Genomic DNA, 25,086 nt, shown 5'->3' on the forward strand with positions numbered 1-25,086 from the left:
GGCATCGTCCATGGGCCGGATGACACCGCGATGACAGGGCCATGAGCCAGGCATGACAGCCGGTGACGTTCACGTGCATGCTAGAATTCGCCTTTCACCTTGACCAGGAACCGACGCGCCATGTCCCTCGACGATCTGCATCTGAACCTGCGCAACCTGACCCCGGACGACTACCCGCAGCTCCAGGCGTTGATGGATCGGGTCTACGACGACATCGGCGGCGCCTGGCCGAGACCCACCATCGACAAGCTGATCAAGGAGTTCCCCGACGGGCAGCTCGTCATCGAGGACGACGCCACCATCGTCGGCGTGGCCCTGACGGCGCTGGTCGACTACGACACCTTCTCCAACCCGCACCGCTACGATGACCTGATCGGCAAGCGCGAGACCATCCTCAACGACCCGGACGGCGACGCCATGTACGGCTTGGACGTGCTGATCCATCCGGACTATCGCGGCTACCGCCTGGGCCGGCGCCTCTACGAGGCGCGCAAGGAGCTGTGCCGCTCGATGAACCTGCGGGCGATACTCGCCGGCGGGCGGATTCCCCAGTACCACGAGCACGCCCACGAACTCTCGCCGGCCGAATACCTCGACAAGGTGGCGCGCAAGGAGATCCACGACCCCATCCTCTCCTTCCAGCTTGCCAACGACTTCCAGGTCAAGCGCCTGCTGCGCAAGTACCTGCCGGAGGACGAGAAGTCCCAGGGCTATGCCACCCTGCTCGAGTGGAACAACATCCTCTTCGAGCCTGCCGAGCGGGTGCTGGAGAACCGTCCCACCCAGGTGCGGGTCGGCGCGGTGCAGTGGCAGATGCGCGAGTTCGCCTCGGTCGAGGCGGTGCTGCAGCAGATCGAGTACTTCGTCGATGCCCTGGCCGACTACCAGAGCGACTTCGCAGTCTTTCCCGAGCTCTTCAACGCCCCGCTGATGGGCCTGCAGGACCGCGCCGCCCAGCAGGACCAGATGGCCGCCGTGCGCTTCCTGGCCGGCTTCACCGACCAGTTCAAGACCGAGCTGTCGCGCATGGCGGTCTCCTACAACATCAACATCGTCGCCGGCTCGATGATCGAGGTGGGCGAGGACGACCGCCTCTACAACATCGCCTACCTCTGCCATCGCGACGGCAGCATCGAGCGCCAGGCCAAGCTGCACATCACCCCCCAGGAGCGGCGCGACTGGGTGATCGAGGGGGGCGACGAGCTGCTGGTGTTCCAGACCGATGCCGGCCGAGTGGGCATCCAGATCTGCTACGACGTGGAGTTCCCGGAACTCTCGCGCCTGCTCGCCGACCAGGACATGGACATCCTCTTCGTGCCCTTCTGGACCGACACCAAGAACGGCTACCTGCGGGTGCGCCACTGCGCCCAGGCCCGAGCCATCGAGAACGAGTGCTACGTGGTGCTGTGCGGCAGCGTCGGCAACGTGCCGTCCATCGAGAACCTGGACATCCAGTACGCCCAGTCGTCGGTCTTCTCGCCCTCGGACTTCGCCTTCCCCCACGATGCGGTGCTCTCCGAGACCACGCCCAACACCGAGATGATCATGTTCTCGGACCTGGACCTGACCCGGCTGACGGTGGTGCGTGCCGAAGGCTCGGTGACCAACCTCAAGGATCGCCGCAAGGACCTCTTCGACCTGCGCTGGCGCGACTGGTCGTGGAAGTCCGGGGCGAACCTGGAAGAGAGCTGACGCCATGCTGGGCCACCTGCGCCGCTGGCGGGCGAAGAGCTTCGAGGCCCGCCACCCCTTCCCCGAGGAGGCCTGGCGGGAAGCCCGCTCGCGCCTGCCGCTGCTGGCGACGCTCGGCGACGACGATGCGGGGCGACTGGGGCGCCGTGCCTGGCGCTTCCTGCACGCCAAGCGGGTCAGCCTGCATCCCGCGCTGGTCGAGACCACTCCCTTCGACCTGCCGGCGCAGCTGGCGCTGGCCGCCCAGGCCTGCCTGCTGACCCTGGGTTGGAGCGAAACGGAACACGAAGAGGCCTTCGTCGGGGTCCACGAGATCCTGATACTGCCCGACGCCTTCCAGCGCCAGGTCGAGGAGATGGACGAGTTCGGCGTGATGCACGAATACGTCGACGAGCGAGCCGGCGAGACCTCCTCCCAGGGCCCGGTGGTGGTCGCCTTCCCCGACCTGATGGAGAGCGGCGACTGGAGCGGCTTCAACGTGGTGATCCACGAGCTGGCCCACAAGCTCGACCTGGGCAACTCGCTCGACGTGGACGGCTTTCCGCCGCTGCCTCGCGAGATCGACCCCAGGGAATGGCACCGGGTGTTCATGGGCGTATGGCAGGATCTCCGGGCGCGGCTCGAGCACGGCGAGGCCACCCCCATCGACGACTACGCCGCCAGCCACCCGGGCGAGTGCTTCGCGGTGTGTTGCGAGCACTTCTTCACCGCCCCCGATGTGCTCCACCGGGCCTATCCCGAGCTCCATGCGCTGCTGGTGCGCTACTTCCGGCAGGATCCGCTGGCCCGGCAGCCCGCCCGGAGCGAACCGACACCATGAGCCGACGCCTGGCGATCCCCCTCCTGCTGGTCCTGGGACTGATAGCCCTGGGCGTGCTGTGGCAGTGGCTGGCCATGCAGGACCTGTTGACGGTGGAGAGCCTGATGAGGCTGGTGAAGGGATCGGTGGCCTGGCGCGATGCCCCCTGGGCGGTGCTGGTGGTCATGGGCCTCTATGCCGGGGCATCGCTGGTGATGTTCCCGCTGAGCCTGCTGGTGGCCCTGACCGGCCTGCTGTTCGGCCCCTGGTGGGGCTTCGCCTACGCCCTGGCCGGCACCCTGGCGGCTTCGATGCTGACCTGGTGGGTGGGACGCCGGCTGGGGCGGGACGCCCTGCTGCGCCATGGCGGGCACCGCCTGCACGGCCTGTCCCGCTACCTTGCCGGCCGCGGCATCCGCACCATGACCCTGGTGAACCTGCTGCCGCTGGCCCCCTTCACCCTGACCAACCTGATGGCCGGCGCCTTCCACCTGCGCTTCCGCGACTACATGATCGGATCGTTGCTGGGGATCGCCCCGGGCCTGGCCGGGGTCACGCTGCTCGGCAGCCAGCTCGGGCAGCTGGCCACCGCCGAGAGCCGCGGCGAACTGCTGTGGGCGGCAGGGGGACTGCTCGTCGGCGTCCTGCTGCTGGTCGGGCTCAAGCGCTGGGCCGACCGTCGGCGGCGTCGCGCCCATCCCTGACCCGGCCCTACTTCGGCGGCAACCCGGGCCCGTCGTGGCGACTGCCCGGCCACCAGGAGGGGCGCTCCTGCTCCCACTCCTCCTGCACCACATGGCGCAGCAGGCGTCCCCGATAGCGAAGCATCTGCCACTCGGCACCGAGGCGCCCCCGCACCCACTCCCAGCCGCCGTCATCGGCGTGGGTGAAGGGGCCACCCCGGGCGATCGCCCGCCGGTAAACCGCCAGGCAACGCTCAGCGCAGTGGCGCTCATCAAAGGCCTCTGCCGTGGCCAGGGCCGCCCGGCGCAACGGCTCGCGCCGCGCTGGCGGGGCCAGCTCGATGATGGCCTCGGCCATGGCCTCGTCATCGTCCCCGATCAGCAGGCGTCCGTTGTAGCCATCGCGCACCACCTCCCGTACGCCCGGGGCGGAGATCGCCACCACCGGCAGTCCCGCGGCCATCGCCTCCGCAATCACCATTCCCTGGGTCTCGCTGTGCGAGGCGAAGGCGAAGAGGTCCATGGCGTGGTAGGCATCGATCAGCGCCTGACCGTGCAGCCTTCCCGTGAAGTGGAAGCGCTCGGCCACGTCATGGTCGGCGGCGATGGCCGACATGGCGTGACGGGCCTCTCCCTCGCCAACCACCAGGAAATGCGCCTCGGGCAACTCGGCCAGGGCCCTGGCGACCGCTTCGGCCAGCAGGGTCAGGTTCTTCTCCCTGGCCAGGCGCCCCAGGTGGCCGACCACATAGGCATCGGCCGGAATCCCCAGCCATTCCCGCCAGCCACGACCGTCACCCAGGACGAAGCCTAGCGTGTCGACCCCGCTGGGCACCACGCTGAGCGCCGGATTGGCCTCGCGCTCGCGAAGCAGGTCGCGGATGCTTTCGCTCGGGGCGATCACCTCGTCGCACAGCCAGGTGTACTGGGTGGCCAGGGCAATGGCGAAGCGCTGCATGCGCGGCGAGTCGCCGGGCACATAGTGGGTGTAATGCTCGTAGAGGGTGTGATGGGTGAACACCAATGGCAGGCCGTAGGTCTCCGCCGCCCGGGCCGCGGTATCGCCCAGCAGGAAGGGATGATGGGAGTGCACGATGTCCGGTGCGAAGGTCTCGATGGCATCGATGAGCTGTCCCGGGATCGGGACCGGCAACGAGAAGTCGCTGCCATTGAAATGCTGTACCGCCGCCACTCGTACCACATCCGTTTCGTGCTCGGGCTGCCCTGCGAGCCTCGGTGCCACGACCAGCACCCGGTGCCCGACGGCCTGCAATCGGCGCTTCAACCGCTGCACCGACTCGCTGACCCCGCCGACGATGGGCAGGTAGGTATTGGTGAACATCAGCACATTCACGGCGACTCCCCACTCCCGGTAAGCGGGCCAGGCTGCAGAGGCGGCACCCGCTTGACCATCTCCTGTTCAAGATAGGCGACAAACGCCCGGATGCGCGCCGGCACATGGCGACGCTGCTGGTAGACCGCATGGAAGTCGGCCCGCACCCCCTGCCAGTCCGGCAGCAGCTCGACCAGGGCACCGCTGGCCAGGTGCCGGTGCACGTCCCACCAGGAGCGCAGGGCAATACCGTGGCCGTCCAGCGCCAGGCCGACGATCACCTCGCCATCGTTGCTGGCGAGCGGGCCGGCGACCTTCACCGCCTGCTCCTCCGCCGGGCGACCGCGCCGCTGGAAACGCCACACGGCGAAGTCGCTGTCGTTCTCGCGCAGCAGCAGGCAGGCATGTCCGGTCAGGTCGGTCGGCGCGCGCAGCGGGGGCAGGGTCGCCGCCAGGGTCGGGGAGGCGCAGAGTATCCGCCGGCTGGCGAGGATCCGCCGGGCCACCAGCCGCGAGTCCGGCGGCTCGCCCACCCGGATGCCGATATCGAAGCCCTGGTCGCCCAGGCTGAGCGGGAAGTTGGAGAGCTCCAGTACCCCCTCGATGCCGGGATGCTCGCGGCAGAACGCGGAGAGCAGCGGCGCCACATGGCGGCGACCGAAGCCGAAGGTGGAGTGGATCCGCAGGGGGCCGGAGAGCTCGGCCTGATGCTCGCCCAGGGTCTCCTCGAGCTCGTGTAGCTCCTCGAGGATCGCCGCTCCGCGAGCCAGATAGAGCTCACCTTCGGTGGTCAGGGTCAGGCGCCGGGTGGTGCGGCTGGCCAACGCCACCCCGAGCCGCCCCTCGAGCTGCTTGAGGCGCTTGCTCACCGCCGACAGCGACACGCCCAGCTCACGCGCCGTGGCGGTGAGGCTGCCGGCATGGGCCAGGCGCTGGAAGAAGGCCAGATCGTCGAACTGGGCCATTAGCGTTCCCCCCTGATCAAGGCACTCTCCACTTTCACTCAACAATGAATTGCATTGTACCCCGATTATCTCGTCATGGTCACAGACTAGACTGGACTGACTCGATCATGTCCCTGCCCCAGGAGGAGTTTCATGTCCCATCGTATCGCGGTCATCCCCGGCGACGGCATCGGCACCGAAGTGATGCTGGAAGGCCTGCGGGTTCTCGAGGCCGCCGCCAGGCGCTTCGACCTCGACCTGACCCTCGAGCACTTCGATTTTGCCTGCTGCGACTACTACCTCGAGCACGGCCGGATGCTCCCCGACGACTGGTTCGACCGGCTCAAGGACTTCGACGCCATCTTATACGGCGCCGTGGGCTGGCCGGAGAAGGTGCCGGACCACATCTCGTTGTGGGGCTCGCTGCTGCAGTTCCGCCGCCAGTTCGACCAGTACATCAACCTGCGTCCCTGCAAGCTGCTGCCGGGCATCAAGAGCCCCCTGGCCGACCGCCGGCCCGGCGACATCGACTTCTACGTGGTGCGCGAGAACACCGAAGGCGAATACTCCAGCGTCGGCGGCAGGATGTTCGAGGGCACCGAGCGCGAGGTGGTGATCCAGGAGACGGTGATGACCCGGGTGGGCGTCGACCGGGTGCTGAAATACGCCTTCGACCTGGCAGCCACCCGCCCCCGGAAAAAGCTCACCTCGGCCACCAAGTCCAACGGCATCGCCATCACCATGCCCTGGTGGGACGAGCGGGTGAAGGCGATGAGCACGAACTATCCCGACGTCAGTGTCGATGCGTTCCATATCGATATCCTGACCGCCAACTTCGTGATGCACCCCGACTGGTTCGACGTGGTGGTGGCCAGCAACCTGTTCGGCGACATCCTCTCCGACCTGGGCCCGGCCTGCACCGGCACCATCGGCGTGGCGCCCTCGGCCAACATCAACCCGGAGGGCAAGTTCCCGAGCCTGTTCGAGCCGGTCCACGGCAGCGCCCCGGACATCGCCGGCAAGGGCATCGCCAACCCCATCGGCCAGATCTGGTCGGCCGCCATGATGCTCGAGCACCTGGGCCACAAGGAAGCCGGCAAGGCGATCGTCGATGCCTTCGAGGCCGTACTGGCCGAGGCCGACCCGGCGGTGCTGACCGCGGATGCCGGCGGCCACGGAACGACCGAGACCCTGGGCCGGGCCATCGCCGAGCGCCTGGCAGCCGGCTGATTCCCGCCCCGTCACCGACAGCGCCCCGCCCGGGAAACCGGGCGGGGCGCTGCGCGTTCGGGCAGGCGGTCGATCACCCCGCGAGGCGGGCGGCGATCCGCGCCACATGCTCGCCCATCGTGCCAAGGTCACGGCGCGATCCACCGAGTTTCACTATCGCACCCGGCACTTTCATCGGGCCGACGTCGCCCCTTGAGACACGGGACCCGGCAATGGAAGGTGTTCCTCGACCGGCCCGACAACCCGACCCCAAGGTGGCCCCATGCCCTTCGACACGAGTCTCGCGCAGCACTGCACCCGCCTGCTGAACCGCGACACCGCCATGACCCACCACCACGGCGCCCGGCAGGCCGACCCGGGCCTCGAGATCACCGAGGTACGCCGCGATCATGCTGTCTGAGTGGCTGACGCTGAGCCTCGAGGCGCGTACCCCGGAGCGTCCGGAAGGTCGCATCCCCGGCGGGCGCTACCGGCTGCTCGGCCCCGGGCTGCTCGAACTCATCCCCGATCAGCCAGGCGAGGCGCCCCGCGCCACCGTGCTCTCGGCCGGCATCCACGGCAACGAGACCGCCCCCATCGAACTGCTCGGCGAGTGCCTGGCACGCCTCGAGGCGGGTCTCACCCGGCTGGGCGCGCCGGTGCTGGTGATCCTCGGCAACCTCGAGGCGATCCGCCGTGCCGAGCGCTACGTGAGCACCAACCTCAACCGGCTGTTCCGACGCGATATCGATGAGGTGGGGATGGAGCCCGACCGGGCCCGTGAGCTGATGGCCGCCGTGGACGGCTTCCATGCCCGCCACCCGGCACACTCGCGACTCCACTATGACCTGCATACGGCGATCCGCGACAGCCGCTACCCATGCTTCGTGGTCAGCCCCTACGCCGCGACCGCCGTGGCCCCCGAGCAGTGGCGCTGGTTCGCCGCCGCCGGCATCCAGGCGGTGCTCCACCAGCACCGCCACAGCTGGACCTTCTCCCACTACTCGAAGCACTATCACGGCGCCCAGGCCTTCACCCTCGAGCTCGGGCGTGCCCTGCCCTTCGGCCACAACGACCTGGCGGCCCTGGCCCCCATGGGGCGGCTGCTCGAGTCGCTGATCGCCGGACGCGAGCCGGCCGCCGGCGACCCCGGGCGGATGGCCTTCTTCCAGGTCGAGCACGAGTTGATGCGCGAGGCCGAGGCGTTCCGGCTCTGCTTTCCCGACGACACGCCCAACTTCACCGAGTTCGCCCCCGGCACCCTGCTGGCCGAGGATGGCAAGGCCGGCGACTACCGGGTCGGCGCGACGCCCCTGCGGGTGGTCTTTCCCAATGCCCAGGTCGAGCCGGGAGCCCGGGCGGCCCTGCTGGTCAGCCCCGCGTCGGCACCCGAGACCTGATCGCGCCGCACAGGATCCTGTGGCAAAAACACGAATCCACAGACGAAAACATGGCAAAACTACAACAAACCGGAGACAACATCATGATGATGATCCATCAAAAGTCATACCAAAGTCGAACACCTGTTCCTCAGCGCTCCGCTGCCGAAAGCCCGACGGACTGTTAGAATCGCTCCCTTTTCGCGCCACTCACCCCTGGCGGCGCGTCGCCCGTGGCGACCTTACCTGACCTGGAGCCCGTTCCATGGCCGATACCCCGATTCCGCTGGAAGTGCACGACATCAAGAAGCGCTTCGGCGACACCGAAGTCCTCAAGGGCCTGTCGCTCAAGGCCCACAAGGGGGACGTCATCACCCTGATCGGAGCCTCGGGTTCCGGCAAGAGCACCTTCCTGCGCTGCATGAACCTGCTCGAGCAGCCCGACGAGGGCGACCTGATCGTCCACGGCGAGAAGATCCACTTCAAGCAGACGCGGCATGGGCGCGAGCCCGCCGACTGGAAGCAGGTGGTACGCATGCGGGCCAAGCTCTCCATGGTATTCCAGAGCTTCAACCTCTGGGCCCACATGACCCTGCTCGAGAACGTCATCGAGGCCCCGGTCCATGTGCTCGGCAAGCCGAAGAAGGAGGCCGTCGAGCAGGCCCGGGCGCTGCTCGAGCGCGTCGGCCTGAGCGCACGCGCCGACGCCTACCCCGCCCAGATGTCCGGCGGCCAGCAGCAGCGTGGCGCCATCGCCCGGGCGCTGGCCATGGACCCGGAGGTGATGCTGTTCGATGAGCCCACCTCGGCGCTCGACCCGGAACTGGTCGGCGACGTGCTCAAGGTCATGCGCGACCTGGCCGAGGAGGGGCGCACCATGATCGTGGTCACCCACGAGATGGCCTTCGCCCGCGATGTTTCCTCCCAGGTGATCTATCTGCATCAGGGCCGGGTGGAAGAGGCCGGCCCTCCCGGCGAGGTGCTGGGCAACCCACGCTCCGAGCGTCTCAGGCAGTTCCTGGCGCCCAAGCACTGAGGCGGCCCGGATGAGGAGAACTCCATGATCGACCTCCATGGCTACGGCCCGCGCCTGCTGGAAGGGGCGCTGATCACCATCGAACTGGCGGTGCTGTCGCTGATCCTGGCCATCGTGCTGGGGCTCGCGACCGCCAGCGCCAAGATGTCGCGCAACTGGTTGCTGCACCGCACCGGTACCCTCTACACCACCGTCATCCGCGGCGTGCCCGACCTGGTACTGATGATGCTGATGTTCTTCGGTGGCCAGATCGGCATCAACATGGTCACCGACTGGCTCTATGACCGGTTCGGCATCGACACCTTCATCAACGTCAACGAGTTCGTCGCCGGGGTGATCACCATCGGCCTGATCTTCGGGGCCTACATGGGCGAGACCTTCCGCGGTGCCTTCATGGCGGTGGAAAGCGGCCAGATCGAGGCCGGCCGGGCCTACGGCATGAGCCACTGGCTGGTGTTCCGGCGCATCCGCTTCCCGCAGATGATGCGCCACGCCCTGCCCGGGCTCTCCAACAACTGGATGGTGTTGCTCAAGACCACCGCACTGGTCTCGGTGATCGGGCTCTCCGACATGGTTCGCGTCGCGGCCGAGGCGTCCAAGGCCACCCGCGAGCCCTTCACCTTCATGATCATCGTGGCCGCCATCTACCTGCTGATCGCCAGCGTCTCGGAATGGGGCTTCGCGCGCCTGCAGAAGCGCTACAACGTCGGCTACGGGGAGGCGGACTGATGGAGGCACTACTTGCCCAGCTGGAAGCCCAGCTCGCCGACAACAGCATCTTCACCCTGCAGACCCTCTCCTACTACGGCGAGGGCCTGGTCACCACGGTGCAACTGGTGTTCCTGTCACTGATCATCGGCCTGGTGGCGGCGGTGCCGCTGGCCATCGGCCGTGGCTCGCGGAGGCGCTGGGTGAAGATGCCCATCTTCCTCTACACCTATGTGTTCCGCGGCACACCGCTGCTGGTCCAGCTCTACCTGATCTACTATGGCGTGGTCTTCGTCGAGGGCATCCAGGAGTCCTGGCTGTGGGTGATCCTCGAGAAGCCCTTCGTGCCGGCCCTGATCGCCTTCACCCTGAACACCGCGGCCTATACCACCGAGATCTTCCATGGCGCCATCAAGGCCACCCCCAGGGGCGAGATCGAGGCGGCGCGCGCCTACGGCATGTCCCGGGCGTTGATGCTGCGGCGCATCGTGCTGCCCAGCGCCTTCCGCCGCGCCCTGCCGGCCTACGGCAACGAGGTGATCTTCATGCTCCACGCCAGCGCCATCGCCAGCGTGGTGACCATCATGGACCTCACCGGGGCGGCTCGCTTCGTCTATGCACGCTTCTATGCCCCCTTCGAGGCCTTCCTGTTCGTCGCGGCGATCTATCTCTGCCTCACCTTCGCCATCCTCTACCTGTTCCGCTACCTGGAACGTCGCCTGCTGGCTCACCTCAAGCCGGCCAGCGGCTGACAGTCGACGACAAGGAGCGTCAAACAACCGTTGGGAACCAGCGTTCGAATCCGGCCGGTTCCCTCTTCCGACGTGCCCAGGCATCCGTTATCTTGGGCGGGTCATCGCTCACGAAGCGACACTACCAATAACAGGGGAAATCACCCATGAAGCTCCAGACTATCCTGAGCCTCGGCGTGCTCGGCGCCGCCATGATCGCCGGCAGTGCCAGTGCCGAGGTCCGCGATATCCGCATCGGCGTCGACGTGCCCTACGAACCCATGGAATACCGCACGCCCGATGGCGAGTTGACCGGGTTCGACATCGACCTGGGCAATGCCCTGTGCGCCGAGATCGGCATCGAATGCGAGTGGGTCGTGCAGGGCTGGGACGGGATCATTCCCGGCCTGATGGCGCGCAAGTACGACGCCATCATGTCGTCGATGACCATCAACGAGCAGCGCCGCGAGCAGGTGCTGTTCTCCGACCCCTACATCACCCCGCCATCCGCCTGGTTCGCCCCCGCCGACGTGGAGATCGGCACCCCCTCCGAGGAGAGCCTGGAAGGGCTGACCCTAGGCGTGCAGCGCGGCACCCTGCAGGACAACTACGTGACCGACCTCTATGGCGACGTGGCCGAGGTCAATCGCTACGCCACCGCCGACGACATGGTGCTGGACATGGACTCCGGCCGTCTCGACGCCGTCTTCCTCGACTTCCCGATCGGCAAGTCCACCCTGCTGGACAGCGAGGCCGGCGATTACAAGCTGGTCGGCGAGATGATCACCGAGCCCCAGGAGTACTTCGGGGAGGGCTTCGGCATCGCCTTCCGCCAGCGTGACCAGGAACTGGCCGAGACCTTCAACGAGGCACTCGCCACCCTGCGTGAAAACGGCACCTACGACGAGATCCACGAGCGCTATTTCGGTAAAGAATAAGCACGGCAAGGAATGATCCCCGCCCGACCTCCTCTCCCGGCCCGGCCGGGGGAGGAGGCTTGCCGGGCATGGCGCCACCGATCAGCCGCCGCGATGCGGGCCCGGCACATGGCTGCTGTCGACCAGCCCGGTCGACTCCTCGGCGGGCAACGGCTGGGACAGTTCCTGCAGGATGCCGCAGTGGCCGGAGTCGGCCTTGCCCCTGCAGCGCGAACGCAGATTGACCAGTGCCTCGCGCAACGCCTGGAGCTGCGACAGGCGCGCCTCCACGTGCGCCAGGTGGTCATCGATCAGGCCGTTGACGGCATCGCAGGGCTGGCGCGGGTGATCGTGGTAGTCCAGCAGGGTGCGGATCTCGTCCAGCGTCATGTCCAGCGCGCGACAATGGCGGATGAAACGCAACCGCTGTGCATGCGCCTCGGCGTAGAGCCGGTAGTTGGCCTGGCTGCGCGCCGGCTCGGGCAGCAGCTCCTCACGCTCGTAGAAGCGAATGGTCTCTACGGCGCACCCCGTGCGCCGGGCCAGCTCGCCGATCTTCATGCCTCGCGCCTCCGGTCACCCTACCTTATAGTCACTATAGGGTATGTGCCCCGCAACGGTGAACCACCAGACGTTACGCGAGGACGGCTCGACCATCGTGATTGGCCTGATGGTCGTAAACGCCTAATCTGGGCAAATCCAACCAGACGCTCCAGGGACGACGATGATTCGCACCTTCCAGCTCAATCGCCAGACCATCCAGGAAGTCTCCGAGGACACCCGGCCACTGTCCGAGCGCCTGGCCCAGGCGACCTGGATCGATGCTCACGAACCCGACGAGGACGAGCGCGAGCGGCTCAATGCCTTCCTGGCCGATGAACTGCCGGCCACCGACGACGTCGAGGAGATCGAGTCATCGGCGCGCTATTTCGTCGACGCCGACGGCATTCACGTGCACTCGCTGTTCCTGTCGCAGAGCGAGGGACGCCACGGCAACACCACCGTCGCCTTCATCCTGCAGCCCGAACGGCTGATCACCTTCCGGGACACCGAGATCGCCGACTTCCGCCTGCTGCGCTTGCGTGCCCGCAGTGGCCAGGTGGAAGCCGACTCGGCGCAGAGCTTGATGCTGACGATCTTCGAGCAGAAGGTGGAAAACCTCGCCGATACCCTGGAGGACGTTCACCGCAAGCTCGAGGACGTCAGCCACCTGGTGCTGGAGGAGGACGACTCAGACCTCGAGGATGCCATCGACCAACTGGCCAAGCTCGAGGACAGCAATGGCAAGATCCGTCTGTGCCTCATGGACACCCAGCGCTCGATGTCCTTCCTGATCCGCCACCTGCGCGTCCATGCCGAGCTCCAGGAAACGGCCCGCGAGGTCAAGCGCGACGTCGATACGCTGATGACCCACACCGCCTTCCTGTTCGACAAGATCAACTTCCTGATGGATTCCACCCAGGGCTTCATCAACATCCAGCAGAACCAGATCATCAAGACCTTCTCGATCGCCGCCGTGGTCTTCCTGCCGCCCACGATGATCGCCAGCATCTACGGCATGAACTTCGACGTCATGCCCGAGCTGTCCTGGCCCGTCGGCTATCCCTTCGCCCTCGGCCTGATGGCCATTGCCGGCATCTCGCCGTACCTGTACTTCAAGCACAAGAACTGGCTATAGCACAGCGTTGCCGCTTGACCCTGTAGTGGCTACAGGGTGTGTCATCAGCATAGACGATGGCAAGGAGCCCGACATGACCACGAAGTCTACCTGCGACAGCTGCTGCACCGGTCACGCGCCACCCCCACCGGCCTCCCGTGAGGCGCCGCCTCAGGGAACACGCCCCCTGCGCCTGCATATCGAGGCCATGGACTGCCCCACCGAGGAGACGCTGCTGCGCCGTGCCCTCGAGGGCATGCCGGGCGTCGAGACGCTGGAGTTCGACCTGATCGGCCGTGTACTGACCGTTCACCACCGCGACATCGACGAGGACGCGATTCACCGGCGCATCGCGTCCACCGGCATGACACCGGAAGCCCTCGACCCAAGCCGTCGGACCGAGGCCGCCAGCAGGGGCGAGAACTGGTGGAAGCTGGGCATCGCCGCCCTGGTGGCGCTGGCGGCCGAGGTGAGCGAGTGGTTGGCGCTGGCCACCCCCTGGTTGCCCGCCCTGCTGGCGCTGGTGGCCATCGCCATGGTGGGGCTGCCGACCTGGAAGAAGGGCTTCATCGCCCTGCGCCACCGCACCCTGAACATCAATGCGCTGATGAGCGTGGCGGTGGCCGGAGCGCTGCTGATCGGCCACTGGGCCGAGGCGGCCATGGTGATCGTGCTCTTCACCCTGGCCGAACGTATCGAGGCGCGCTCCCTGGGCCGCGCCCGCCACGCCATCCGTGAGCTGCTCTCGCTGGCCCCGGAGCAGGCCACGGTCGAGCAGGCCGATGGCCGTTTCGCGCTGCAACCCGCCGAGGCGGTCGCGCCCGGCAGCCGGGTCCGGGTGCGCCCCGGCGAGCGCATCGCCCTGGATGGCGAGATCGAGGCCGGCCACCCGGCACTGGACGAGTCGCCCATCACCGGCGAGAGCCTGCCGGTGGACAAGGCACCGGGCGACACCGTCTTCGCCGGCACCGTCAACCGTGACGGCGAGTTCACCTACCGCAGCACCCGGGCCGCCGCCGACACCACCCTGGCGCGGATCATCCACGCCGTCGAGCAGGCCCAGGCCAGCCGCGCCCCCACCCAGCGTTTCATCGACCGCTTCGCCGCCGTCTACACTCCGGTGGTGCTCGTCCTCGCCGGGCTCACCGCCCTGCTGGCCCCCTGGCTGCTCGGCGTCGCCTGGCTGGAAGGCATCTACCGCGCCCTGGTGCTGCTGGTGATCGCCTGTCCCTGTGCCCTGGTGATCTCCACCCCGGTGACCATCGTCAGTGGCCTCTCCGCGGCGGCCCGGGCCGGGATCCTGATCAAGGGGGGGACCTTCCTCGAGCAGGGGCGTCGCCTGCGCACCCTGGCCTTCGACAAGACCGGCACCCTGACCCGCGGCGCGCCCACCCAGTGCCACTGGCAACCGCTGGACGAGGCCGCCGGCGATGACGAACGCCGCCGGCTGAGGGCACTGGCCGCGGGACTCGCCGAACGCTCGGGCCATCCGGTCTCCCGGGCCCTGGCCCTGGCCGCCCGGGAGGAGGGCATCGCGGCACTCGAGGTCGAGGCCCTCAACGAGCAGCCCGGCCGCGGCGTCACCGCCATGGTCGAGGGGCGCCCGGTCTGGCTCGGCAACCGCCGCCTGCTGGAAGGCTTCGCCCGCCCGGACGAGGCCCTGGAGGCACGACTCGGCGCCCACGAGGCCCGCGGCGAGACGCTGGTGATCCTCGGTGAAGGGGACCGGCCGCTGGCGCTGTTCGCGGTGAGCGACCCGCTCAGGCCCGAGAGCCGCGAGGCCATCGCCGACCTGCATGCACAGGGCGTGACGACGCTGATGCTCAGCGGCGACAACCCGGCCAGCGTCGCCGCCATCGCCGCCGAGGCCGGCATCGATGAGGCGCGGGGACAGCTGCTGCCGGAGGACAAGCTGACGGCCATCGAGGAACAGGCCCGACACGGCGTCGTCGGCATGGTCGGGGACGGCATCAACGATGCACCGGCGCTGGCCCGCGCCGATATCGGCTTCGCCATGGGCGCCGCCGGCAGCGACACCGCCATCGAGACCGCCGACGTGGCGCTGATGGACGACGACCCGCGCAAGCTGCCGGCCTTCGTGCGACTCTCGAGGGCTACACGCGCCGTGCTGATGCAGAACATCGTTTTCGCCATCGGCATCAAGGTGGTATTCCTGGCCCTGGCCTTCAGCGGCCACGCCACCCTGTGGATGGCGATATTCGCCGATATGGGGGCCAGCCTGATCGTGGTGGCCAACGGCCTGCGCCTGCTCACGGCCGGCGAGGCCCGGCACCGTGGTGCGGCGGCGACCGGCACCGGCCAAGCGGCGCCGCAGCCCGCCCGGCCATGACGACGCGGGGGTCAGCGCAGTACGCGACGCACCAGCAAAGGCCCCAGCGTCTCGAAGACCACGGTGGAGGCCACCACCGCCGCGAGCAGCAGCGCCCCCTGCTCGGGATAACGCTCCACCGCCAGCAGCGCCATGCCCATGGCGATGCCGGCCTGGGGCGTCAGCGCCAGGCCGATATCGTGGGGCAAGCGGGTACCGCGTTGCCGCGCCAGGTGGCCTCCCAGCACGCCGCCCAGGTAGCGCCCCGCCAGGCGCAGCGCGATATAGGCCAGGGTGAGCCAGAGGGCGTCGCCCAGGTGGCGCAGGTCGATGCTGGCCCCGGAGAGCACGAAGAAGAACACCAGGAAGGGCCACTCGATGTGCTCGATCTCGTTGAACGAGCGCGTATGGTGGGAGGAGAGGTTGGCCACCAGGGCACCGGCGATCATCGCCGCGAGCAGGGCCGAGACCTCGAGCCAGGTGGCGAGCCCGGCCAGCAACAGGATCAGTGCGATCGCCTCGACCTGGGTCGGCTCGCCGGGTCTCAGCCGCCCCGTCAGCCAGGCCGCCGGTAGCCCCACGGCGGCGCCGAGCACCAGCGCGCCGCCCAGTTCCCAGCCGGCCTGTGCCAGCGCCAGGCCGCCGTTACCGGAGAGCAGCCAGCCGAGCAGCGCCATGGCCAGCCCGAAGACGAGAATCCCCCAGGCATCGTCGATAGCCACGATGCCCATCAGCAGGCGGGCGCGCAAGCGGGTATCGCCACTCTCGTGCACCGTCTCGCTGACCGCCGCCGGGTCGGTGGCCACCGAGATGGCGGCCAGACTCACCGCCACCGCCAGCGGGAAACCGAGCAGCAGCAGGCCGGCACCCACGAACAGCACCCCCATCACGATCACCGCCAGCGAGACGATTACGATCAAGGGGCCGGTGCTGCGCAGCCGCTCCAGGGTCAGCTCGCCCCCCAGCAGGAAGGCCACCATCACCAGCGCCACCTGGATCAGCGGCTCGCTCAGGCCATCCAGCGGTCGGGCCCCGGTCTGGCCCAGGCCCCACTGCTGGGCGGCCGCCACCCCGACACCCACCAGCACCAGCAACGAGATGCGCGGCAGGCGGGTACGACTGGCCACCGCATCGGCAAAGATGCTCAGGCTGAGGATGAGTCCCAGGAGGATCAGGTTGGCCGTCGCGGTACCGGGCTCGGCCATGGGCCACTCCCAGGATGTGTCAGCCGTCATCTCCGCCACCCTCCATGGCCCGCTTCATGAAGTTCAGGATCCAGCGCACCATCAGGGTATCGTCCACCGGGGCATTGAGCGAGGCCTGGCCCTCGCGCACCCGATGGGCGCCCACCAGCTCGCGGCGCAGCTGCATCAGGTCCCGGGAGTAGGGTTTGGCGAATTCCGGGTGGCCCTGCACGCCGAGGAAGTGTTCGCCGACCTGCATCAGATAGACGGGACAGAAGTCGCTTTCCGCCAGCACGCGGGTCTGTGGCGGCAGTTCTTCCACCTGGTCCTGATGGCTGACCACCAGGTCGAGCCCCTCCTGCCACGGCTCCATCCAGCCGGCACGCTCGGTGACCCGGTTGAACGACACCCCCACCCCCCAGCCGCGGGGGCTCTTGACCACCTCCCCGCCCAGCGCCCTGGCGATCAGCTGGTGGCCGAAGCAGATGCCCACCAGCGGCTTGCCGGAATGCCACAGCTCGCGCACGAAGCCGCACAGCGCGTCGACCCAGGCCAGGCCGTCGTTGACACCGAACTTCGATCCGGTGGTCAGCCAGGCGTCGACGGCGTTCACGTCGTCGGGGATCTCGCCGTCGAGGCAGCGCCAGACGCGGAACGTCAGGGTCGGATCCACCGATGTGAACAGGTGCTGGAACATCTCGGGGTAGTTGCCATGCGCCTCGCGCAGCTCCGGCGCCACGTCGTCGCATTGCAGAAGTCCGATATGCATCGATGAATCTCCTTGGCGGCTTAGAGGCGTCCTTCGACAGCCTTGACGAAGATCTCGCGATACTCACCGGCCTCGAAGGCGACGGGATTGGTACCGGAGGAGGGATCCGCCACCGCCATCTGCCCGACCTTGTCGGCCTGGCGGGTGTCGATGTCGAGCTCGGCCAGGGTATGCGGGATTCCCAGCCGCTCGCGCAGCTCCAGCACCCAGTCGATCACCGTCGCCGTGCCGGGCTGACGCAGGTCGAGGTAACGCGCCAGCCGCACCATGGGTTCGCCGATGGCGCGCTCGTTGGCGCGCAGTACATAGGGCATCAGGATGGCATTCAGGGTGCCGTGGTGGGCGTCATGCAGGGCCCCCAGCGGATGGGCCAGGGCATGCATGGCCCCGAGCCCGCGCTGGAAGGCGGTGGCCCCCATCATCGAGGCCACCAGCATGTTCATCCGCGCCTCGAGATCGCCGCCGTCCCTGAAGGCGCGCGGCAGGAAGTCGCGGATCCGGCGCATGCCTTCCACGGCGATGCCCTCGGCCATGGGGTGATAGAGCGGCGAACACCAGGCCTCCAGGCAGTGCGACAGCGCATCCATGCCGGTGGCGGCGGTGATCGCCGGCGGCAGGCCGAGGGTCAGTTCGGGGTCGAGGATCACCGTGGCCGGCACCATGCCCGGGTGGAAGATGATGCGCTTGACGTGCGCGACCTCGTCGGTGATCACCGAGGCACGCCCGACCTCGGAGCCGGTGCCCGCGGTGGTGGGCACGGCGACGATGGGGACGATGGCCTCGCCATCGGCGTGCTTCCAGTTGTCGCCGACATCCTCCAGCGCCCACAGCGACAGCTCCTCGCGCTGGCGCGCCATCAGCGCCACGGCCTTGGCGGCGTCGAGCCCGGAGCCGCCACCGAAGGCGATCACCCCGTCGTGGCCGCCTTCGCGGAAGGCCGCCACGCCATCCATGACATTCTTGCCGGTGGGGTTGCCCTTGATCTCGCTGAACACGGCGATGCCCAGCCCGGCATCCGCGCAGGCCTGGACCCGCTCGCGCACCATCGCCAGCCCCGCCAGGCCCGGGTCGGTGACCAGCAGCGGCGCGCGCATGCCCAGCGCCTTGCAAGCCCCGGGCAACTCACGGATGCGTCCGGCACCGGTCAGGATCTGGGCCGGATAGTGCCAGCCGGTGGTGAATCGACTCATATCGTCTTGGCTCATCGTATCCTCTATCGGCATGTCGCGGAGTTCGAAGCCATACCCGTCCCGGGAGCTGTCAGCTCGAAGCTCGAAGCTCGAAGCTCGAAGCTCGAAGCTCGAAGCTCGAAGCTCGAAGCTCGAAGCTCGAAGCTCGAAGCTCGAAGCTCGAAGCTCGAAGCTCGAAGCTCGAAGCTCGAAGCCAAGCCTTGATTCGCCACACAAGCCCTCAAGGGGTTTTCTTGCAGCTTACGGCTTCCAGCTTACAGCTCCCCGAAGGGGCTCAAGCATGCTTCAGATGGAAGGATTTCGGCCTCGTCAGGGTCTCGTAGCCGAGCCGCGACAACGAACAGCCACGGCCGGATTGCTTGACGCCGGTCCAGGCCAGTTCGGGGTCCAGGTAGTCGCAGCGGTTGGTGAACACCGTGCCGGCCTCGAGGCGCCGGGCGATGGCCTCACCGGCGGCGATATCGCGGGTGAAGACCGCCGCCGTCAGGCCGAAGTCGCTGTCGTTCATCAGACGCACGGCCTCGTCGTCGGAGTCCACCGGCATGATCCCCACCACGGGGCCGAAGCTCTCCTCGTGCATGACCCGCATGGAGTGGTCGACGCCGGTCAGCACCTGGGGCGCCAGATAGGCGCTGCCCGGCGTGGACAGCGGATAGTCGCCGGGATCGATCCAGGCCTGGGCGCCGGCCGCCACCGCCTCCTCGACCTGGCCGCGCACGAAGTCCGCCGCCGCCGGCTTGACCAGCGGGCCCAGGGTGGTCGCGGCGTCGGTGGGGTTGCCGAGCCTGAGCCGGCGAACCCAGGCCACCGCACGCGCGACGAAGGCGTCGAAGATCTCGCGCTGCACGTAGATCCGCTCGATGCCGCAGCAGCTCTGGCCGGAGTTGAAGAAGGCGCCGTCCATCACCCCCTTGATGGCAGTGTCCAGATCGACGTCGGCGCGGACATAGGCCGGGTCCTTGCCCCCCAGCTCCAGACCGGTGGCGATGAAGCGCCCGGCCGCGTTGCGTTCGACCATGGCGCCGCCGCCCACCGAACCGGTAAAGGAGACATGCTTGATGCGCGCATCGCGAATCAGCGCCTCGGTGGCCTCGTGCGACAGGTGCAGGTGCTGGAAGACACCCGGTGGCAGCCCCGCCTCGTCGAAGGCCTGCTGGAGGCGCTCGGCGCACAGCGGCGTCTGGGCCGAGTGCTTGAGGATCACCGAATTGCCGGCCATGATCGCCGGCACGATGGCGTTCACCGCGGTCATGAAGGGGAAGTTCCAGGGCGCGACGATGAAGGACACGCCCAGCGGTTCGCGGGTGATATAGCGGGTGAAGCCCGGCTTGTCGGGAAGTTCGATCGGCGCCAGCGCCGACTCGGCCAGGCCGATCATGCCCCGAGCGCGCTCCTCGAAACCCTTGATCTCGCCGCCGGCGGCGGCGATCGGCCGGCCCATCTGCCAGGTGAGTTCCTCGGCCAGTTCGTTGCGGCGGGCGACGAAGGTATCGACCATCGCCGAGCACAGCCGGGTACGCTCGCAGAGCGGCACCTCACGCCAGGCCCGCTGAGCCACCACCGCCCGTTCAAGGGTCGCCTCCACCTGGGCCGCATCGGCCTGTTCCCGCTCCACGTAGATCGAGCCGTCGACCGGGGAAATCGTCTGTTGTATGGCCATACCTTGTCGGTCCTCTCGTGTTACTGCCAAGAATCGTGGCCGCACGGGTGAGTCACCGCGGCTGACCCGGCGACAGGTCTCCGCGGGGGCGCTGTGAATCCCTCCCTGGACGCTACTTCTTCCTTCCCTGGAAGAAGACCCCCGCTACGACCTATCCCCGGCGCCGCCCGTCGCCCGTCGCCCGTCGCCCGTCGCCCGTCGCTCAGATAATCTCGAAATACCGATCCAACTCCCAATCCGTGATATGACGGCGGAACTGCCGCTCCTCCCACTCGCGGGTGGCGGCGAAATGCTCCACGAACGCATCGCCGAACAGCGCGCGGGCCGCCTCGGAGGCCTTCAAGCGCTGGGCGGCCTCCCACAGGGTGCGCGGCAGGGCCAGGTGCTCAAGATGGTCGAGCTCGTAGGCATTGCCCTCGACCGGTTCGTCGGGCTCGAGTCGCTGCTCGATGCCGTAGAGCCCGGCACCGATGGCTGCCGCCAGCGCCAGGTAGGGGTTGGCATCGGCGCTGCCGAGGCGGTACTCGACACGCTGGGACTTGGCGCTGCCGGGAATCACGCGTAGCGCCGTGGTACGGTTCTCCACCCCCCAGGTGGCCTCGGTGGGCGCCCAGAAACCGGGAATCAGGCGCGTGTAGCTGTTGATGGTCGGTGCGAACATGGCCAGGAATTCCGGCATCAGCTTCTGCTGGCCGGCCACGAAGTGACGCTGGATATCGCTCATCTGATAGGGCTTCTCGGCAGCGAAGAACGCCGAGGCGCCACTGTCGATCTCCCGTAGCGACAGGTGGATATGCCCGCTCTGGCCCGGGTAGTCGGGCGACCACTTGGCCATGAAGGTGGCCATCAGGCCACGGCGCTGGGCCCAGACCTTGGTGAAGACCTTGAACAGCGCGCCCTTGTCGCCGGCGGCCAGGGCGCCGTCCACGCCAATGGCCGCCTCGAGAACGCCGGGGCCGGTCTCGGTGTGCAGGCCCTCGATAGGGAAGTCCATGGCTTCCGACAGCGCCAGCAGCTCATGATAGAGCTCGCTGTGCACCGAGCTGCGCAGCATCGAATAGCCCATCATGTCCGGCGTCAGCGGCTTGAGGTTGCGAAAGCCTTTCTCGCGCACCGACTCCGGCGTCTCCTGGAACAGGAAGAACTCGTACTCCAGCGCCCCGAAGGCCTCGAAGCCCATCCCGCGTCCGCGCTCGAGTACGCGCTTCAACAGCCCACGCGGGCAGAGCTCTTCGGCCGGGCCGTCGAACTCGGCCAGGAACAGCAGCATGTCGTTGCCCTCGCAGGACAGCTCGCGACAGCTGCCGGGGATGACCTTCAGCGGCGCATCGGGATAGCCGGTATGCCAGCCGGTGAAGGTGACGTTGTCGTAGAGCTCATCCTTGCTGTCCCAGCCCAGCACCACGTCGCAGAAGGCGAAGCCGTCCTCCAGGGCCGAGAAGAACTTGTCGCGGTGCATGTACTTGCCGAGCATCACGCCGTCGATGTCGAACATGCCCACCTTGACGTGGCGCAGGCCGCGCTCCTCGACGATCCGTCGGGCATCCTCCGCGGTCTTGACGTCTCTCGCTTGCATTCGGCTCATCGCGCGTTCCTCAGTCTCTCATTGTTGTTGGAACACAAGGCTTTGTCCTCCACCCACCGGGACCCGGCGCATACCTGCAGTGTGATGCGGTTTCGAGACGCTCCGCAAACCGCAATGGCGGTTCCCCCTCGTGCCCCCGCTCGCCGACGGGGAACTCCCGCCGCCGTTTTCCGGTCAACAGCCACCATTGCCAATGGTGCCACCCCGTCATCACCACATGGAGGTCTCGATGACTGCCCAGGCCGCCGCGACTGCCGCCGCCCGCCCCTCCTCCACCTGGACCGGCTGGGGACAGTGGCTGGCGCTGGCCACCATGACCATCGACCACCTGACCCGCTACGTGCTGCCGGTGAGCTGGGAGCTCGACTGGGCCGGCTCCTCGATCGGGCGCATCGCCTTCCCGCTGTTCGCCGCCATGGTCGCCTGGCACGGCCTCTTCAACACCCGTAACCCGCTGCGCTACGCCCGGCGCATCCTGGTGATCGGCCTGGTCGCCCAGTGGCCCTACATGATGATGCCGCGAGCCTCGGATGCGTTCCTGCTCAACGTCTGCTTCACCCTGGCCGCGGGGCTGGCCTGGGGCGCCTGGCTGCGCGGCCTGCTCGCCCGCCACCACCGCGGCGACCTGGAGGTGCCCTGGCTGGTCCTCGCGATCGTGGTCTCGCTGGCGGTCTGGCAGCTGCTCGGCGGCTGGGTCGAGTACGGTCACCGCGGCCTGCTGCTGATCCCGCTGCTCATGCTCGCCCTGCACCGGCTGCACCAGGCCGGCGACGCCCTGACCGAACGCCTGGCGGCGGTGGCCTTCACGGTGCCGGTGCTGGTGGTGGCCGGGCTGATGAACAGTTCCGACATGGCCAAGTCGTTCACCGTCGCCACCTGCCTGGCGGTGCTGTGGCTGGCCGCCGGCGCCCATCGCCTGACCCCCGAGGTGCCGAACGCCATGCCGAGACGGCTATGGCTCACCTGGTACCCGGGCCACTTCGCGCTGATCGCGCTATGGCTGTGGCTCAGCGGCACCATCGGCTGACTCAGGGTCGGCGGCTCCTGCTGCCGCTCGCCCAGCAGCCGTTCCAGTGCCGGCCCCGGCGTCGGCCTACACCGCGCAGGCTGACACCGCCGAGGTAGTGGTTTGTCACGCCTGACTTGATCTGTGTCAGGTCGCTCATCCGTGCGTGGTCCACACTGACACCAGGCAACATCCGTTTACCCCATGATTCAGGAGTTCACATGGCACGTCATGACAAGGGCGCCGGCCCGTGGCTGGTCCTCGGCCTGCCGATTGCCCTCGGACTGGCCTGGATCACCCAGGGCACCGGGGTGGTCGGCAACGATCACGAGCGCAATATCCATATCCCCGATGAGCTGACCATGCCGTTGCAGGTGCAGGCGGCCTACAACGGTGAGCAGATCTTCTTCCGCTACCGCTGGCCCGCCGAACGCGCCCACGTCTATCACGACATGTTGCGCTTCGAGGACGGCGAATGGATCCGTCACGGCAACTCCCGAGCCGGTCCCGATCCCGACGGTACCTATGAGGACCGGGTGGCCATGCTGGTCGACGACGGTGGCGTGCCGGACTTCGGCCGCTACGGCGGCTACGTCACCGTCGGCGACCGGATGCGTTTCTTCAGCGACTCGGCCTCACCGGCAGACGTCACCGCCCATCCGCACCTGGGCGAGCGGCTCGGCCATAGCGACGTGCGCAAGTACCTGCCGGGCACGCGGACGGACCAGCATGACTGGCGCAGCGTGGTGGATGCCGACGTCCTGGCGACCCAGCGCGAGGCCGGCTACTTCCTCGACCTCTGGCACTGGCGCGCCGGACGCTCCAACCCCATCGGCGCCTCCGACGACCAATGGATCGGCGAGTATCGCAACAGCGACGCCGGCAGCGGGCCCTACACCACCAACTGGGACGCCGACAACAACCGCCCGCTCTGGATGCTCGACCCCGAGCAGACCGGCCAGCGCGCCCTGCGCTGGGAGGACGTGACGTCCGGCCAGGTCGACTTCGACGGCCTCTACTACCTGTCCGAGGCCAACCGCACCGACTTCGATCCCGATCACGACTGGCAGAACGGCGACGTGATCCCGCGCCGCCTGCTGCGCGATCCCGCCGGCTCCCGCGGCGACATCGCGGTGCACGGCCAGGCCCGCTGGGAGGACGGCCACTGGGACGTGACCCTGGTGCGCGACATGGATACCCGCAGTCCACTGGACGACAAGGCCTTCCGCGACCAGGGCGTCTACGACATCGCCATCGCCGTGTATCGCAATGCCACCGGCAGTCGCTGGCATTACGTCTCGCATCCCCACTCACTGGGGCTCGGCCGCCATGCCGACATTCAGGCCCAACGCATCGACGGCGATGCTCCCGACTGGTCCGACGACTGGCTCGAGATGACCCTGTTCTACCCCGGGCAGGTGGACTGGCCGCTGCTGGTCAGCCGCGCCCACGCCGGGGCCGAGGACATCGCCGCCGGGACGCCGGTTCGGCCCCGCCACAGCGAGAAGCAACTCGCCCTCTACGGCGTGGAGAGGGAGTTCAACGACGCCATCACCAGCCGCTGGTGGATGACCCTGGCCGCCGGCCTGATCGCCATGCTCGGCGTGACCCTCGCCCTGCTGCCCGCCTTCCGCCCGACTCGCCGAGGAGACCGCTCATGACCGGTATGCACCATATGCTCGTCCATTTCCCGGAGGCGTTCTGGGCACTCGCCACCCTGTTGATCCTGGTCGGCGCCTTCCTGCCCGGCCGAATGGCCGAGCTCAGCCGCGCCGCCCTGCTGCCGGTGCTGGTGCTCAGCCTGCTCGGCGCCCTGGCCGCCATCGTCACCGGCAGCCTGGTCTGGCCGCTGGAGGCCAACCTGGCCAGCCCGATGGTACGCAACCATGTCCTCATGGCGCTCTGGTCGCTGGGCCTCTACACCATGCTCACCGTGCTGGTGTGGCGCGCCGGCGACGCCGCCTTCGACGGGGGCCGGCGCTGGGTGCTGGTGATCCTGGCGCTGATCGGCGGACTGCTGTTCGCCACCACCGGCACCCTGGGTGGCCACCTGGCCGGCGCGCCGACCCGGTTCTCCGATCTGCTGCGCCTCACCGGCTGGGAGGTCTACACCACCTTCTACAGCCCGCTCTGGGTCATCGCCGTGATGGTGCTCATCGGCCTGGCCTGCGCCGCCCTGGGCATCATGACCCGACGCCAGGCCCGCTGACGCCCCCGCCGGCACGCTCCGGCAGAACGCCGAAGGCCCCCCACGCGGGGCCTTCGGCGTTCGGTC

The 25,086-nt window shown here is 68.0% G+C and carries 23 protein-coding genes; 15 read left to right on the forward strand and 8 right to left on the reverse strand.

The window, feature by feature from the left end:
• The first annotated feature begins 120 nt into the window (after positions 1–120).
• From MKP05_RS03240 to MKP05_RS03250, 3 genes are read left to right on the forward strand one after another with little or no spacing between them, the layout of a single operon-like run.
• A complete protein-coding gene (locus MKP05_RS03240) occupies positions 121–1,692 on the forward strand; it encodes a bifunctional GNAT family N-acetyltransferase/carbon-nitrogen hydrolase family protein (protein WP_110282415.1) in 1,572 nt (523 codons plus the stop codon).
• A gap of 4 nt (positions 1,693–1,696) precedes the next feature.
• Complete coding sequence (locus MKP05_RS03245; protein WP_240566997.1) at positions 1,697–2,512, forward strand: M90 family metallopeptidase; 816 nt, start codon at positions 1,697–1,699, stop codon at positions 2,510–2,512.
• Positions 2,509–3,195, forward strand: coding sequence for a TVP38/TMEM64 family protein (locus tag MKP05_RS03250; protein WP_240566998.1), 687 nt, complete (start codon positions 2,509–2,511; stop codon positions 3,193–3,195). Before MKP05_RS03245 ends, MKP05_RS03250 begins: the two co-directional genes overlap by 4 nt.
• A 7-nt stretch (positions 3,196–3,202) precedes the next feature.
• On the opposite strand, the gene MKP05_RS03255 is transcribed toward MKP05_RS03250, so the two are convergent.
• Positions 3,203–4,528: a glycosyltransferase gene (locus MKP05_RS03255; protein WP_240566999.1), complete on the reverse strand. Its 1,326-nt coding sequence runs from the start codon at positions 4,526–4,528 to the stop codon at positions 3,203–3,205.
• Positions 4,525–5,472: a LysR family transcriptional regulator gene (locus MKP05_RS03260; RefSeq protein ID WP_240567000.1), complete on the reverse strand. Its 948-nt coding sequence runs from the start codon at positions 5,470–5,472 to the stop codon at positions 4,525–4,527. Before MKP05_RS03260 ends, MKP05_RS03255 begins: the two co-directional genes overlap by 4 nt.
• Positions 5,473–5,604: 132 nt before the next feature.
• On the opposite strand from MKP05_RS03260, the gene MKP05_RS03265 reads away from it, so the two are divergent.
• From MKP05_RS03265 to MKP05_RS03295, 7 genes are all read left to right on the forward strand, one after another.
• The gene (locus MKP05_RS03265) at positions 5,605–6,681 is read left to right on the forward strand and encodes a tartrate dehydrogenase (protein ID WP_240567001.1); all 1,077 of its coding nucleotides are present in this window, start codon (positions 5,605–5,607) and stop codon (positions 6,679–6,681) included.
• Positions 6,682–6,943: 262 nt separating this feature from the next.
• Complete coding sequence (locus MKP05_RS03270) at positions 6,944–7,081, forward strand: hypothetical protein (RefSeq protein ID WP_181421967.1); 138 nt, start codon at positions 6,944–6,946, stop codon at positions 7,079–7,081.
• Positions 7,071–8,060 (forward strand): succinylglutamate desuccinylase, encoded by a 990-nt coding sequence (locus MKP05_RS03275; protein ID WP_110282421.1) that lies wholly within the window; start codon positions 7,071–7,073, stop codon positions 8,058–8,060. The genes MKP05_RS03270 and MKP05_RS03275 overlap by 11 nt, the downstream gene beginning before the upstream one ends.
• A 244-nt stretch (positions 8,061–8,304) precedes the next feature.
• Positions 8,305–9,075 (forward strand): ABC transporter ATP-binding protein, encoded by a 771-nt coding sequence (locus MKP05_RS03280; RefSeq protein ID WP_110282422.1) that lies wholly within the window; start codon positions 8,305–8,307, stop codon positions 9,073–9,075.
• A gap of 24 nt (positions 9,076–9,099) precedes the next feature.
• Positions 9,100–9,804: an ABC transporter permease gene (locus tag MKP05_RS03285; protein ID WP_110282423.1), complete on the forward strand. Its 705-nt coding sequence runs from the start codon at positions 9,100–9,102 to the stop codon at positions 9,802–9,804.
• Complete coding sequence (locus MKP05_RS03290) at positions 9,804–10,535, forward strand: ABC transporter permease (protein ID WP_110282424.1); 732 nt, start codon at positions 9,804–9,806, stop codon at positions 10,533–10,535. Before MKP05_RS03285 ends, MKP05_RS03290 begins: the two co-directional genes overlap by 1 nt.
• Before the next feature lie 146 nt (positions 10,536–10,681).
• A complete protein-coding gene (locus MKP05_RS03295; protein WP_240567002.1) occupies positions 10,682–11,452 on the forward strand; it encodes an ABC transporter substrate-binding protein in 771 nt (256 codons plus the stop codon).
• An 81-nt stretch (positions 11,453–11,533) separates the two neighbouring features.
• On the opposite strand, the gene cadR is transcribed toward MKP05_RS03295, so the two are convergent.
• The gene (gene cadR, locus MKP05_RS03300) at positions 11,534–11,992 is read right to left on the reverse strand and encodes a Cd(II)/Pb(II)-responsive transcriptional regulator (RefSeq protein WP_110282426.1); all 459 of its coding nucleotides are present in this window, start codon (positions 11,990–11,992) and stop codon (positions 11,534–11,536) included.
• 163 nt (positions 11,993–12,155) lie between these two features.
• Between cadR and corA the strand changes: the two genes are divergently transcribed.
• Together corA and MKP05_RS03310 are read left to right on the forward strand one after the other, a co-directional pair.
• Positions 12,156–13,109, forward strand: a complete 954-nt coding sequence (corA, locus tag MKP05_RS03305; protein WP_110282427.1) for a magnesium/cobalt transporter CorA — start codon at positions 12,156–12,158, stop codon at positions 13,107–13,109.
• Between the two features lie 73 nt (positions 13,110–13,182).
• Positions 13,183–15,438 carry a heavy metal translocating P-type ATPase gene (locus tag MKP05_RS03310; RefSeq protein WP_240567003.1) on the forward strand — a complete coding sequence of 752 codons (2,256 nt, stop codon included), beginning with the start codon at positions 13,183–13,185 and terminating at the stop codon, positions 15,436–15,438.
• Positions 15,439–15,449: 11 nt separating this feature from the next.
• Here MKP05_RS03310 and MKP05_RS03315 read toward each other — a convergent pair whose 3' ends face one another.
• The 5 genes from MKP05_RS03315 to MKP05_RS03335 all read right to left on the reverse strand — a co-directional run bounded on the left by MKP05_RS03315 (position 15,450) and on the right by MKP05_RS03335 (position 21,805).
• Positions 15,450–16,652, reverse strand: a complete 1,203-nt coding sequence (locus MKP05_RS03315) for a cation:proton antiporter (protein ID WP_240567004.1) — start codon at positions 16,650–16,652, stop codon at positions 15,450–15,452.
• Positions 16,642–17,370 (reverse strand): glutamine amidotransferase-related protein, encoded by a 729-nt coding sequence (locus tag MKP05_RS03320; protein ID WP_240567005.1) that lies wholly within the window; start codon positions 17,368–17,370, stop codon positions 16,642–16,644. Before MKP05_RS03320 ends, MKP05_RS03315 begins: the two co-directional genes overlap by 11 nt.
• Before the next feature lie 20 nt (positions 17,371–17,390).
• Positions 17,391–18,575 (reverse strand): iron-containing alcohol dehydrogenase, encoded by a 1,185-nt coding sequence (locus MKP05_RS03325; RefSeq protein WP_240567006.1) that lies wholly within the window; start codon positions 18,573–18,575, stop codon positions 17,391–17,393.
• A gap of 259 nt (positions 18,576–18,834) precedes the next feature.
• The gene (locus tag MKP05_RS03330; RefSeq protein WP_240567007.1) at positions 18,835–20,220 is read right to left on the reverse strand and encodes an aldehyde dehydrogenase family protein; all 1,386 of its coding nucleotides are present in this window, start codon (positions 20,218–20,220) and stop codon (positions 18,835–18,837) included.
• Positions 20,221–20,422: 202 nt separating this feature from the next.
• On the reverse strand, positions 20,423–21,805 hold the full coding sequence (locus tag MKP05_RS03335) for a glutamine synthetase family protein (protein ID WP_240567008.1): 1,383 nt from the start codon (positions 21,803–21,805) through the stop codon (positions 20,423–20,425).
• 229 nt (positions 21,806–22,034) lie between these two features.
• On the opposite strand from MKP05_RS03335, the gene MKP05_RS03340 reads away from it, so the two are divergent.
• The 3 genes from MKP05_RS03340 (at position 22,035) to MKP05_RS03350 (ending at position 25,020) form a co-directional block, all read left to right on the forward strand.
• Positions 22,035–22,832 carry a TraX family protein gene (locus MKP05_RS03340; protein WP_240567009.1) on the forward strand — a complete coding sequence of 266 codons (798 nt, stop codon included), beginning with the start codon at positions 22,035–22,037 and terminating at the stop codon, positions 22,830–22,832.
• Between the two features lie 200 nt (positions 22,833–23,032).
• Positions 23,033–24,472, forward strand: coding sequence for an ethylbenzene dehydrogenase-related protein (locus MKP05_RS03345; RefSeq protein ID WP_240567010.1), 1,440 nt, complete (start codon positions 23,033–23,035; stop codon positions 24,470–24,472).
• The gene (locus tag MKP05_RS03350) at positions 24,469–25,020 is read left to right on the forward strand and encodes a DUF2231 domain-containing protein (protein ID WP_240567011.1); all 552 of its coding nucleotides are present in this window, start codon (positions 24,469–24,471) and stop codon (positions 25,018–25,020) included. Before MKP05_RS03345 ends, MKP05_RS03350 begins: the two co-directional genes overlap by 4 nt.
• Positions 25,021–25,086 lie beyond the last annotated feature (66 nt).

Origin of the sequence: Halomonas flagellata (genome assembly GCF_022487945.1) — a bacterium.
Classification (GTDB): Bacteria; Pseudomonadota; Gammaproteobacteria; order Pseudomonadales; family Halomonadaceae; genus Halomonas; species Halomonas flagellata.